Genomic DNA, 13,675 nt, shown 5'->3' on the forward strand with positions numbered 1-13,675 from the left:
GAGGCAAGACTTTTTAGAAAATAGAAAATAGATTATAGAATAAAGAGTGGAGATTTTAGATCAGGTTAAAAACTTGGAACTTTAAACCTGAAACAAAATTTTCACAACAAAAATATCAAACAAAAAAACAATGAGTTCAGTATTAAAAACAAACGCTTTAGAGAGTGAAGCAATATACATTTTCAGAGAAGTAATTTCACAGTTTGACAAACCTGTTTTACTTTTTTCAGGAGGAAAAGATTCTATAACATTAGTGCGTTTGGCACAAAAAGCATTTTTTCCTGCAAAGATTCCGTTTCCTCTTTTGCACGTTGATACGGGACATAATTTTCCTGAAACCATTGCTTTTAGAGACAAATTGGTAGAAGAATTAGGATTAGAATTAATCGTTCGTAATGTTCAGGATGCTATCGACGAAGGAAAAGTGGTTGAAGAAACTGGAAAATACTCTAGTAGAAACAGTTTACAAACTACTACACTTTTAGATGCAATTGAAGAATTTAAGTTTGATGCTTGTATTGGTGGTGCACGTCGTGATGAAGAAAAAGCAAGAGCCAAAGAACGTATTTTTTCTGTTAGAGATGATTTCGGACAATGGGACGAAAAAAATCAAAGACCTGAGTTATTTGATATTTTAAACGGAAAAATAGAAAATGGACAAAACGTTCGTGTTTTCCCAATTTCAAACTGGACAGAATTAGACGTTTGGAGTTATATCGAAAAAGAACAAATCGAGATTCCATCCATCTATTTTTCACATAAAAGAAAAGTTTTTTTGAGAGACGGTTTAATCTGGTCGCATTCTCCTTTTGTGTATCAGGAAGAAGACGAACAAATCGAAGAGCGAATTGTTCGTTTTAGAACCGTTGGAGATATGAGTTGTACCGCAGACAGTTGAATCTTACGCAGCAACAATCGAAGAAGTAGTTGGTGAAATCAGATCATCGACAATTTCTGAAAGAGGAGCCAGAATCGATGACAAACGTTCTGAAGTCGCAATGGAAAAGAGAAAACAACAAGGGTACTTTTAATAATTGTGAATTATTAATTATGAATTGTGAATGCAATTCAGAAGTGAAAATCAGAAAAACAAAAAAACATACAGATTTAAATTTTAGATAAAGTTTCAGCAGACTTGAAACCTGAAACTTGAAACAAAAAAATTAAACCTGAAACAAAAATATTAGAATGGAAGTTTTAAAAATAGCAACAGCAGGAAGTGTAGATGACGGAAAAAGTACTTTAATCGGGAGATTATTGTATGATACAAAATCATTGACCACAGATAAAATCGAGGCAATCGAAAAAAGCAGTAAACAAAAAGGATACGATTATCTTGATTTTTCATTGGCAACTGATGGTTTAGTAGCAGAAAGAGAACAAGGAATTACAATTGACGTTGCGCATATTTATTTTTCGACTGCAAAGAAAAGTTACATTATTGCCGATACTCCAGGTCACGTAGAATACACTAGAAACATGGTTACAGGAGCATCGACTTCTCAGGTTTCTATTATTTTAATTGATGCCAGAAAAGGAGTAATTGAGCAGACTTATCGTCACTTTTTTATCAATAATTTATTGAGGGTAAAAGAGGTAATTGTTGCGATTAATAAAATGGATTTGGTTGATTATTCAGAAGAAGTTTTCAATAAAATCAAAGCCGATTTTCAGGCATTAAATGCAAAAAGCACATTCAAAGAGCAAAACGTAAGTTACATTCCGTTAAGTGCAATCAACGGCGGAAACGTAGTGGATAAATCGGAGAATATGACTTGGTACGATGGTCAAACGGTATTAGAGCATTTAGAAGGATTACATTCTTCTGATGTTTTTGAAGCAGGAAAAGCACGTTTCCCTGTTCAAACCGTTATTCGTCCAAAAACAGAAGAATACCATGACTTTAGAGGATACGCTGGAAAATTATACGGAAACTCAATTAAAGTTGGAGATGCTGTAACTGTTCTTCCTTCTTTAACAGAATCTAAAGTTTCAAAAATTCATTTCTTCGATAAAACATTTGACGAAGCCGTTGCAGGTTCATCTATCACAATCGAATTAGAAAATGATATCAATGTGACAAGAGGCGATATGATTGTAAAATCATCAGAACTTCCAAAAATTGAAAAAGAAATTACCACAACTGTCTGTTGGATGGACAGCAAGAAATTGGTTGCGGGTACAAAATATATCGTACAACACAACACCAATTCAGTTTTAGCGAAAGTAGAAAGTATCAAAAATACAATCTCAACAGATTATTCTGGAACAAAAGAAGCGTCGCAACTAGCGATCAACGAAATTGGAGAAGTAACCATCAAATTAAGCAAGCCTTTGTATTTTGATGCCTATAACGAAAATAAATCAAACGGAGCCTTCATCTTAATTGATACCGCAACGAACACAACAGCAGGAGTAGGATTTATTAGGTAAACCTGCTGTAAGCTTTAAGCTATAGGCTTTAAGCTTTTTGCAAAAATGTATAACAAGCGACGCAAGAAAGCCTACAGCTTATTGCTTAAAGCCTAAAGCATTAAAAAACAAATGGAAAGTTTTAGAACAGAAATAGAAAATCCGGTAGTTCAAAGAGAGATTATCGAATTAGAAAAAAAGATTCACTTATTCCGTGGAGGAAAAATTGATGATGAGCGTTTTCGTAGTCTTCGTTTAGCGCGCGGTATTTACGGGCGCTGTCAAGAAGGTGTGCAGATGATTCGTATCAAATTGCCTTACGGTAAAGTTACCAGCGAACAGTTAGTGCGTATCACCCAAGTTTCTGACGAATATTCTACAGGTCGTTTACACATTACAACACGTCAGGATATCCAGATTCACTATGTTAGCTTAGACAGAACACCAGAACTTTGGGCAGATTTGGCTAAAGACGATATCACGCTTCGTGAAGCTTGTGGAAACACAGTAAGAAACATTACAGGAAGTGAATTAGCAGGTGTAGACGTAAACGAACCTTTTGATGTTTCTCCTTATGCGCACGGACTTTTTCAATATTTATTAAGAAATCCAATTTGTCAGGAAATGGGACGTAAATTTAAAATTTCGTTCTCATCTTCAGACGAAGATACGGCGCTAAGTTATTTGCACGATTTAGGATTTATTCCGAAAATTAAAGACGGACAACGTGGGTTTAAAATCATGTTTGGAGGAGGTTTAGGATCTCAGCCAGCACATGCCGAATTGCTTTCGGAGTTTGTTCCAGTAAATGAAATCATTCCAACTGCAGAAGGAATCATCCGTATTTTTGATAGATATGGCGAGCGTGCAAAAAGAATGAAAGCTCGTATGAAATTCTTAATCAAAGAAATGGGAAGAGATGTTTTTCTTGATTTGGTTGAAAAAGAGAAAAAAGCAATCGCTTTTGAAACATACGAAATAGATACGACAGCTTTTGACGGACCAATTGCTGAACCATTATTAGAAGTGCCACAAGTTACAATCGAAGATACTGAAGCTTATGAAGCGTGGAAAAAATCGAACGTAATCAAGCAGAAACAAGACGGTTATTATGCTATCGGAATAAAAGTTTTATTAGGTGATTTTTATACTGATAAAGCCAGATTATTAGCTGATTTAATTAAAAATTACGCCGCAAATGAATTACGTTTTTCATTGCGTCAAAATATTGTAATACGTCACGTAAAAGAAGAAAATTTACCCTTCTTTTATCAAGAATTAGCCAAGCTTGACTTTGTTCAGTTAGGATATAATTCAGTTGGAGATATTACCGCATGTCCGGGTACAGATACTTGTAATTTGGGGATTGCAAGTAGTACCGGGATTGCAGAGGAATTAGAAAGAGTTTTAAATGCCGAATATCCTCAGTATTTAAACAACCGCGAAATCGAAATTAAAATCTCAGGCTGTATGAATGCCTGCGGACAGCATAATATGTCAGCAATTGGTTTTCAGGGAATGTCCATCAACTCAGGAAAATTAGTGGCTCCAGCTTTACAGGTTTTATTAGGCGGAGGAAGATTAGGAAACGGAGCAGGACGTTTTGCAGATAAAGTGATCAAAATTCCAAGCCGTAGAGGACCAGATGCATTACGTACGATCTTAAATGATTTTGATGCCAATGCAAACGGAGAAAAATTCCTTAATTATTATGATGCAAAAGGGGAGAAATATTTCTATGAAATTTTAAAACCTTTCGCAGACGTGACCAATTTAACAGAAGCAGATTTCGTGGATTGGGGTAATGCAGATAATTACGTAAAAGCAGTTGGAGTTGGAGAATGTGCTGGTGTCGTGATTGATTTAGTGGCGACTTTATTGTTAGAAGCCAAAGACAAATTGACTTTCGCACAAGAATCTTTCGACGAAGGAAAATGGTCAGATGCTATTTATCATGCTTATGCTGGATTTGTAAATGGTGCAAAAGCATTATTACTTTCAGAAAATGAAAAAACAAACAATCATGCAGGAATTGTTGATTTGTTTGATAACGTTTTCATAGCAACTAATAAAATTGGCTTGCCAACAACATTCAGAGAATTGGTATATCAAATCAATCAAAATGAACCGAATGAAGCGTTTGCAAAACAATATATTGAAGAAGGAATTGCATTTTTTGCAATAATAGAAAAATATAGAGCACAGGAATTAGAAAATGCTTAATACAAAACCCAAAATAACTTTAGTTGGAGCAGGTCCGGGTGATCCAGATTTACTTACGCTCAAAGCTGTAAAAGCATTGGCTGAAGCAAATGTGGTTTTATACGATGCTTTAGCCAATGAAGAAATTCTAGATTATGCGCCAAAAAATGCAATTAGAATTTTTGTTGGAAAAAGAATTGGAAATCACGCTTACACGCAGGATCAAATCAATCAATTGATTGTTGACAATGCACTGACTTACGGAAATGTAGTAAGATTAAAAGGCGACGATCCATTTATTTTTGGAAGAGGAAGTGAAGAAGTCGATTTTGCAGAAAGTTTCGGAATTGAAACGATTGTAGTTCCAGGAATTTCATCTGTAGTTGCCGTTCCTGCAAGTCAGGGAATCTCAATTACAAAAAGGGGAGTTTCAGAAAGCTTTTGGGCGATCACAGGTACAACATCTGATCGAAAATTATCGTCAGATATTGCTTTAGCCGCACAATCATCTGCAACGGTTGTAATTTTGATGGGAATGCACAAACTACCTCAAATTATCGATTTGTTTCAAAAAGAAAATAAAGGAAATTTGCCAGTTGCGATCATTCAAAACGGAACAACGGCTAATGAAAAAGTAGGCGTAGGAACAGTCGATTCGATTTTAAATATTGTAAAAGAAAAAGAATTAGGCTCACCAGCGATTATTGTTTTAGGAGAAGTTGTCAGAGAAAGTAATAAATTAAAAGGCTTTTACGAAGAATTTCTATCAAAAGAAATCGTTCGATAAAAGTTCCAAAGGAACGATTTATATTGTAGCGCCGGGTTTCAACCCGGGGAAGAGAAAGCAGTAAACTAAAAGGATTTTACGAAGAATTTCTATCAAAAGAAACTATTCATTAGAATATGTTTCCGTCAGGAACATCTGATTGGTTATCCAATTCAATAAAATCATCTAATTTTGGTTAGAAAAGATTAACATGGAACAAAACGAATTATACCCAATATTTCTAAAACTTCACAATTTAAATGTACTAATTGTGGGCGGAGGAAATGTTGGACTGGAAAAACTGTCTTTTTTGCTTAAGTCAAGTCCAAATGCAAATGTTGAGGTCGTAGCGCCCGACTTTCATTTAGAAATAAAGGTTTTGGCAGAAAAACATCCATCAATTAAATTGACGGAGGCAAAGTTCAAAAAAAGAATGCTCAAAAAACGGCACATGGTAATTGCCTGTACAGACAATTTGGAAGTGAATAAAAGGGTTTACGATTTGTCCAGAAAGCGCTATTTGATTTGCAATATTGCCGATACGCCAGAGTTATGTGATTATTATTTAGGCGGAATCGTAACGAAAGGAAATGTAAAAATCGCTATTTCAACCAACGGAAAATCGCCGACAACGGCTAAAAGGCTTCGGGAATTTTTCGAAGAAGTAATTCCAGAAGATATCAATCAAATGGTGGAAAACCTTAATGAATATAGAAAGACCTTAAAAGGTGATTTTGAAGAAAAGGTTAAAAGAATGAATGAAATAACCAATTCATTAAAAAATAAAGAGTAAAAAGTTTCGGAGAGAAATTAATGATAAAAATCATTGAAATTACAAGGATTTATTCGTTTCTTTGCGTTATTAAGAATGATTATAAACAACAACATAATGATTAAAACAGATATACTTATAATTGGAGCAGGCCCAACAGGTTTATTTGCCGTTTTCGAGGCAGGATTATTAAAATTAAAATGCCATATATTAGATGCTCTGCCTCAACCAGGAGGACAGCTTTCAGAATTATATCCAAAAAAGCCTATTTATGATATCCCAGGATTTCCAGAAGTTTTAGCTGGAGATTTAGTTGATGGATTAATGGAGCAAATTAAACAGTTTGAACCAGGATTTACTTTAGGAGAACGTGCTGAAACAATCGACAAGCAAGAAGACGGGAGTTTTATTGTAACATCAAATAAAGGAACTAAATTTCACGCGCCAGTTATTGCTATCGCTGGAGGTTTAGGAAGTTTTGAGCCTCGTAAACCACTTATTGAAGATATCGAGTTTTATGAAGATAAAGGAGTGAAATACTTTATCAAAAATCCTGAAAAATTCAGAGATAAAAGAGTTGTAATTGCAGGAGGAGGAGATTCAGCTTTAGACTGGAGTATTTTCTTGGCAAATGTAGCTTCAGAAGTAACTTTAATTCACAGAAGAAATGAATTTAGAGGAGCTTTAGATTCTGTAGAAAAAGTACAGGAATTAAAAACAGCTGGAAAAATTAAATTAGTTACACCGGCAGAAGTTATCGGAATCAACGGTGCTGAACACGTTGAATCTTTAGATATCGAAGAAAATGGTGCACACCGTAAAATCGAATGTGACTATTTCATCCCACTTTTCGGATTGACTCCCAAATTAGGTCCAATTGGAGACTGGGGATTAGAAATCGAGAAAAATGCGATTAAAGTAAACAATGCATTAGATTACCAAACCAATATTCCTGGAATCTTCGCGATTGGAGATATCAATACATACCCAGGAAAATTAAAATTAATCCTGTGCGGATTCCACGAAGCAACTTTAATGTGTCAAGTCGCATACGGAATCATCAATCCAGGTAAAAAATATGTATTGAAATATACAACAGTTTCTGGTGTAGACGGTTTCGACGGAACTCGTAAAGAAGCACCAAAAGCAGTTGTCAAAGCGATAGTTTAATCTGAGGTGCTAAGGTACTGAGAGACTAAGATTTTATATTAGGAAAGCTCAAACTAAATAGTTTGAGCTTTTTTTTAATCCCGTAGGGATGTAATATTTATAGAATTATGCAAGATCTATTGGAAAAGCCCCAGCGGGGCGACATATAATTATTTATAAAGATTATATCGCTCCGCTGGAGCTTTGGTTAACCGTATAATTGTTTCTATAAACATTATGCTCCTCTGGAGCTCAGTTATACGGAAAGTATTATCATAAAACTGACAGAAAACTTTTAGGAAACACAATTAAAAAAATAGCCAGTGGTTTCAACCACTGGAACACAACGTATGAACACGATGAAAAGCAAATTATTACAATACGTCTCCCACGGTTGAAACCGCGGGCTATATTTGAAAAACAGGAGTCAATTTTAAAACTTAGAATCTTAGTCCCGAAGCTTCGGGATTAGCTCCTCAGAACCTTAGAAAAAAAACATTTGCAAATCGAAACCCTATTTCATACCTTTGCACTGTTCTTAAAATTATTGTCAGTTATCACGAAAGGCGGAGGGATAGACCCAATGAAACCTTAGCAACCCTTTATCATAAAGAAGGTGCTAAATTCTACTTTATACACATTTCTAGGTATTAAAGATAGATAACACAAATACATTACACGTATTTCTCAAAACTTTTCCAGACAACATACAATATTTACTAAAACAGTTTAGTAAGGAGCTAATAATTGGCGCATTTTTGCAGTCAATAGTTCCCGCTTTTCGTTGCAATCTTTTCCTTTTTTAAAGAAAAAAAGCAAAGGATTTCCACTTCAATCGGGGCTAATGAGCCAGCAATAGTGCACTTTTGGAATTAATGTGAAAAATATCGAAGGTTAAACCCGACAGGTTTTCAAAACCTGTCGGGTTTAAATTGAGCCTTCAAAAATTATAATTAAAAAAGCTTTGCGCCTTAGTGCCTTAGCGGCAAAAGAATATGACAATTACGATACAAGAAGCAATAAAAAAAAATATCCTAATCCTTGACGGAGCAATGGGAACAATGTTGCGGCGCTATAACTTCTCAGAGGAAGATTTCAGAGGAGAGCGTTTCAAAGATTTCCCGCATCCATTAAAAGGGAACAACGATTTACTATCCCTAACACAACCACAAGCGATCCGCGATGTTCACGCCGCTTATTACGAAGCTGGCGCAGACATTGTAGAAACCAATACTTTTTCAGGAACGACAATCGGTATGGCCGATTATTTTCTGGAAGATCTGGTTTATGAGTTAAACTACGAATCGGCTAAAATTGCCAGACAAGTAGCAGATGAATTCACGGCTAAAAATCCAAATAAACCACGTTTCGTTGCTGGATCCATCGGACCGACAAACAGAACTGCAAGCATGTCTCCAGACGTAAACGATCCGGGTTACAGAGCCGTAACTTTTGATGATTTGCGTATTGCGTACAAACAACAAGTAGAAGCTTTAATGGATGGTGGATGTGATTTACTTTTGGTAGAAACAATCTTTGATACGTTAAACGCAAAAGCGACACTTTTCGCAATTGAAGAAGTAAAAGACGAACGTAATCTTGATATTCCAATAATGGTTTCAGGAACGATTACAGATGCTTCAGGAAGAACACTTTCTGGACAAACGGTGGAGGCATTTTTGATTTCAGTATCACATATTCCGTTATTGAGTGTTGGTTTCAATTGCGCTCTTGGAGCCGATTTATTGAAACCCTATTTAAAAACATTATCTCAGCATACACAGTTCAATGTTTCAGCACACCCAAATGCAGGTTTACCAAACGCGTTCGGACAGTATGATGAAACTCCGGAACAAACTCAGGCCTTAATCAAAGAATATTTAGACGATAATTTAATCAACATTATCGGCGGTTGTCGCGGTACAACTCCGGATCATATTCGATTGATTGCTGAGGTTGCGAAAGATTACAAGCCAAGAGTGGCGCCGGTTTTTGAGTAATGTGTACGTTTCCTGCAAGGTTTTCAAAACCTTGTAGGAAAATATTCAGTTCCTTATTATGAAAAGAATAATTTTTTTTAGCGTTTTAATTTCTATTTTATCCTGTAAAAAAGCGGAAGATAAACCTGTAAAAGATGAAATTTTGCAAAAAACGCCAAAAAAAATTGAAGTAAAAAGATATGAAAAGGATGTTGAATTACCTGAATATTCTCTAATTAAAAAAGAAGATATTAGTATAAAAACATCAATGGATGCTAATGCTTCAATAAATAAAAGGTTAATATTTAAGTATTTAGTTTCTAATAAAATTACTAGAGAGCAGATAGAACCTTTGTTAACTAAATTAATTGAAAAGATTATTTCTGAAGATTATGATATTGATGATTTAACAATTTGGTTGTATAGTGATAAGGATTTAATTAGTGGATCTTATAATGTGGCTATGGCGACTTATAGTCCTAAAAAAGGGGAAGTAACTAATGAAATAGCATTAAGTAATAATAAAGAATCATATATAGCAAATTTTATAATAGCTGATAATTTTCAAGATCAATTAATAAGCAAATCCGAAAACAGTACTAATTCAGGATTAAGTGATAAATTAAGAAAAAAAATTTATCAAGAACTATCAAAAGTGGATGAAAAAGCCAGAGCTAAAGCAGATAAAATTTATCCATACGATGAAAATTTTAACTCTAGTAAATATGCCAATAAATTGGATGAGATAACTAAAAAATATGAAAAGGAAATTTCTAGGAAATATAAAATTGATAGTAAAATAATAGAAGATATTTCTGAAGAGGGTTTTAATGAAGGGTGGTAAAATATTTGGGTTTAAAGAATAAAAAGTTCCAGAGGAACGAAATGTTGGTAGCAACGGAATTTATTCCGTTGAAAATGATGAAGGATCAAAACAAGAGTTCCGTAGGAACGAAATATACAATGGGTTCAAATATTTAAGAATTTATTTCAAAAACGACAATTGAAATCGTGAAAAATAAATCGTCTTTTGAAACCAATACCGCGTGAGGGATAGAAGTGGAAAGCCCACAGCCTGACGAAGGAAGTGCGAGGACTTGTAACGGATAGCCCGGCCCTTGGGACACGCCCAAAATAAGATTAATAATTTAAGATAAATATATACCTACAAGGTTTTGGAAACCTTGCAGGAAAACAAAGAATAAAAAAACTCAGAACCTTAGTCCCGAGACTTCGGGATAGGACCTTAGTAACTTAAAAAAAAATGGCAGAAAAAAGAAGAGACCTTGTATTAGCAGGATTAGAACCGTTGATTATTACGCCCGAAAGTGTTTTTGTAAACATTGGAGAGCGTACGAATGTAACAGGTTCTAGAAAATTCCTTCGTTTAATCAAGGAAGAGAAATATGACGAGGCGCTTGATATTGCAAGACAACAGGTAGAAGGAGGAGCACAGATCATCGATATTAATATGGATGAGGGAATGCTGGATGGCGTTAATGCAATGACAAAATTTCTAAATTTAATTGCTGCAGAGCCAGACATTTCGAGAGTGCCGATTATGATCGACAGCTCGAAATGGGAAATCATTGAAGCGGGTCTAAAAGTAGTACAAGGAAAAAGCGTTGTAAACTCGATTTCGTTGAAAGAAGGTGAAGAAGCCTTTATTCACCACGCAAAATTAATCAAACGTTACGGAGTCGCGGCAATTATCATGGCTTTTGACGAAGTGGGTCAGGCCGATAATTTTGACCGAAGAGTCGAAATCTGCCAGCGTTCGTATGATATTTTGGTTAACAAAGTTAATTTTCCTCCTCAGGATATTATTTTCGATTTAAATATTTTCCCAGTTGCAACGGGAATGGAAGAACATCGTTTAAACGCTTTGGACTTTTTTAGAGGAACAAAATGGGTTCGTGAAAACTTGCCTCATGCACATATCAGCGGTGGTGTGAGTAACGTTTCGTTTTCTTTTAGAGGAAACGATACGGTTCGAGAAGCGATGCACTCGGTGTTTTTATACCACGCGATCAAAAACGGAATGACAATGGGAATCGTAAATCCTGAAATGCTTACGATTTACGATGATATTCCGAAAGACTTACTAGAACACGTTGAAGACGTAATTCTGGACAGACGCGATGACGCTACAGAACGACTTTTAGACTTTGCCGAGAACGTAAAAGGCGAAGTAAAAAGTGATGAAAAAAGCGATTCAGGAATGGCGTTTAGGAACGGTTCAGGAAAGAATTACGCATTCATTGGTAAAAGGAGTTGATGCTTTTATTGAAGAAGATGTTGAAGAAGCAAGATTAGCGGCTACAAAACCAATTGAAGTTATCGAAATCAATTTGATGACGGGAATGAATGTCGTAGGAGATTTATTTGGAAGTGGGAAAATGTTCCTGCCTCAGGTAGTAAAATCGGCACGTGTAATGAAAAAAGCTGTGGCGTATTTGTTACCTTTTATAGATGCACAAAAGCGCCCCCCAGCCCCCGAAGGGGGAGTTAAAACCTCACAACATTGGGAAACTGCAAATCCAATTAATTATGGATTGTTGAAGCAATTTTCTTTGGATATGAGAAATAGACCTACTGAAACTGAAAAGATTTTATGGGAACAATTAAGCGGAAAACAATTAGGAGGATATAAATTTAGAAGACAACATATTATAGGTGATTATATTGCTGATTTTGTTTGTTTAAAAGAACGTATTATAATTGAAGTCGATGGTTTAATTCATCAACTACCGGAAAATTTAGTAAGCGATTTAGAAAGAACTAAATGGTTAAATGAACAAGGATTTCAAGTATTAAGATTTACAAACACAGAGGTTTTAACAGGATTAGAGAAAGTTTTAGCTACAATTAAAGATGCATTGGAGGCTCCCCCTTCGGGGGCGGGGGCTGGTAAGATCCTAATAGCAACCGTAAAAGGTGACGTTCATGATATTGGTAAAAACATCGTTTCGGTGGTTTTGGCCTGTAACAATTACGAGATTGTAGATCTTGGTGTTATGGTGCCTCCGGAAAAAATTATTGTCTGCAGCAATTGAGCACAATGTAGACATAATTGGTTTAAGCGGACTAATCACACCTTCGCTTGACGAAATGGTGTATCTGGCTAAAGAACTGGACAAACAAGATATTAAAATCCCGATTATGATTGGCGGGGCAACAACTTCGCGTGCGCATACGGCCGTGAAAATTGCACCTCAATATAGAGAAACTGTAATTCACGTAAACGATGCTTCGCGCGCTGTTACGGTTGCAGGAAATCTGTTGGATCATAACCGTAAAATATATGCAAGCGATATTCGCGCAGAATATGATTCGTTTAGAGAAACGTTTTTAAATCGTTCGAGAGATAAAAATTTCTTAAGTATCGAAGATGCGCGTAAAAACAAAATGCAGTTAGACTGGAACGAATACACGCCAACGAAACCAAAATTCATTGGCAAACAAGCCGTTGAGGTTGATTTGGATGTCTTGGTTCCGTATATCGACTGGACGCCATTTTTTCAAACCTGGGAATTGCACGGAAAATACCCTGCGATTTTAACGGATGAGGTTGTGGGGAAAGAAGCCACTTCTCTTTTTGCAGATGCTCAGGCGATGCTTAAGGTAATTTTGGCGGAGAAAAAACTACAAGCAAAAGGTATTTACGGCATTTTTCCTGCGAATCAGGTTGATGATGATGATATCGAATTGCGTGATGAAAACGGAAAAGTTCTGGAGAAATTCTTAACGCTTCGTCAGCAGTCACAAAAAACTAAAGGCGCGCCGAATATCGCATTGTCTGATTTTATTCTGCCAAAAGAAAGTGGCATTGAGGATTATATGGGGGCTTTTTGCGTAACCACAGGTTTTGGTGTAGATGAATGGGCAAGCAGAATTTGAGAAGGATCTGGATGATTATAATTCGATTATGGTAAAAGCGCTTGCGGATCGTTTTGCAGAGGCTTTCGCCGAATATCTTCACGAAAAAGTACGTAAAGATTTCTGGGGTTATGATACTGAAGAATCTTTAACCAACGAAGAATTGATTAAAGAAAATTATAAAGGAATTCGTCCGGCACCAGGATATCCAGCTTGTCCTGATCACTTGGAAAAACCAACGATTTGGAAACTTTTAAATGTAGCTGAGGAAATTGGAGTGACCTTGACAGAAAGTATGGCGATGTGGCCGGCTTCTTCTGTTTCGGGATATTACTTCGGAAACCCAAAAAGCAGGTATTTCGGACTCGGAAAAATAAAAGAAGATCAGGTGGTAGATTACGCCAAACGTCGTAACGTGCCAACAGATTATGCAATGAAGTGGTTAAATCCTAATATAGCAGACTAAATATAGTCATAAAGTCAAAAGTCATAAAGTCTCAAAGGACGGGACTTTCG

Annotated in this window: 7 protein-coding genes, 2 pseudogenes and 1 riboswitch; all 9 genes and pseudogenes read left to right on the plus strand. The window is 35.9% G+C overall.

Annotation, left to right across the window (positions count from 1 at the left end; genetic code table 11):
* Positions 1-130 precede the first annotated feature (130 nt).
* Positions 131-1,031, plus strand: a pseudogene (cysD, locus tag ACZZ95_RS08205) (sulfate adenylyltransferase subunit CysD).
* Positions 1,032-1,188: 157 nt separating this feature from the next.
* Positions 1,189-2,433 carry a sulfate adenylyltransferase subunit 1 gene (locus tag ACZZ95_RS08210; RefSeq protein ID WP_318802391.1) on the plus strand — a complete coding sequence of 415 codons (1,245 nt, stop codon included), beginning with the start codon at positions 1,189-1,191 and terminating at the stop codon, positions 2,431-2,433.
* Positions 2,434-2,544: 111 nt separating this feature from the next.
* A complete protein-coding gene (locus tag ACZZ95_RS08215; RefSeq protein WP_463468678.1) occupies positions 2,545-4,635 on the plus strand; it encodes a nitrite reductase in 2,091 nt (696 codons plus the stop codon).
* Positions 4,628-5,401, plus strand: a complete 774-nt coding sequence (gene cobA, locus ACZZ95_RS08220; RefSeq protein ID WP_463468679.1) for a uroporphyrinogen-III C-methyltransferase — start codon at positions 4,628-4,630, stop codon at positions 5,399-5,401. The genes ACZZ95_RS08215 and cobA overlap by 8 nt, the downstream gene beginning before the upstream one ends.
* A 190-nt stretch (positions 5,402-5,591) precedes the next feature.
* Positions 5,592-6,173, plus strand: coding sequence for a precorrin-2 dehydrogenase/sirohydrochlorin ferrochelatase family protein (locus ACZZ95_RS08225; RefSeq protein ID WP_463468680.1), 582 nt, complete (start codon positions 5,592-5,594; stop codon positions 6,171-6,173).
* A gap of 96 nt (positions 6,174-6,269) precedes the next feature.
* On the plus strand, positions 6,270-7,322 hold the full coding sequence (locus ACZZ95_RS08230) for an NAD(P)/FAD-dependent oxidoreductase (RefSeq protein ID WP_463471641.1): 1,053 nt from the start codon (positions 6,270-6,272) through the stop codon (positions 7,320-7,322).
* A gap of 530 nt (positions 7,323-7,852) precedes the next feature.
* Positions 7,853-7,968, plus strand: a riboswitch (SAM riboswitch).
* 328 nt (positions 7,969-8,296) lie between these two features.
* Positions 8,297-9,301, plus strand: a complete 1,005-nt coding sequence (locus ACZZ95_RS08235) for a homocysteine S-methyltransferase family protein (RefSeq protein ID WP_463468681.1) — start codon at positions 8,297-8,299, stop codon at positions 9,299-9,301.
* Positions 9,302-9,359: 58 nt separating this feature from the next.
* On the plus strand, positions 9,360-10,124 hold the full coding sequence (locus ACZZ95_RS08240) for a hypothetical protein (RefSeq protein ID WP_463468682.1): 765 nt from the start codon (positions 9,360-9,362) through the stop codon (positions 10,122-10,124).
* 420 nt (positions 10,125-10,544) lie between these two features.
* Positions 10,545-13,625 (plus strand): annotated as a pseudogene (locus tag ACZZ95_RS08245) (vitamin B12 dependent-methionine synthase activation domain-containing protein).
* The last annotated feature ends 50 nt before the right edge of the window (positions 13,626-13,675 follow it).

It is taken from the genome of Flavobacterium sp. AC267 (assembly GCF_979258715.1).

Excerpts from the sequence above, each read along its gene's own strand:
- ACZZ95_RS08210 (WP_318802391.1), top strand. The coding sequence starts at position 1,189 with ATGGAAGTTTTAAAAATAGCAACAGCAGGAAGTGTAGATGACGGAAAA.
- ACZZ95_RS08235 (WP_463468681.1), top strand. The coding sequence starts at position 8,297 with ATGACAATTACGATACAAGAAGCAATAAAAAAAAATATCCTAATCCTT.
- ACZZ95_RS08225 (WP_463468680.1), top strand. The coding sequence starts at position 5,592 with ATGGAACAAAACGAATTATACCCAATATTTCTAAAACTTCACAATTTA.
- ACZZ95_RS08240 (WP_463468682.1), top strand. The coding sequence starts at position 9,360 with ATGAAAAGAATAATTTTTTTTAGCGTTTTAATTTCTATTTTATCCTGT.
- ACZZ95_RS08230 (WP_463471641.1), top strand. The coding sequence starts at position 6,270 with ATGATTAAAACAGATATACTTATAATTGGAGCAGGCCCAACAGGTTTA.
- cobA (WP_463468679.1), top strand. The coding sequence starts at position 4,628 with ATGCTTAATACAAAACCCAAAATAACTTTAGTTGGAGCAGGTCCGGGT.
- ACZZ95_RS08215 (WP_463468678.1), top strand. The coding sequence starts at position 2,545 with ATGGAAAGTTTTAGAACAGAAATAGAAAATCCGGTAGTTCAAAGAGAG.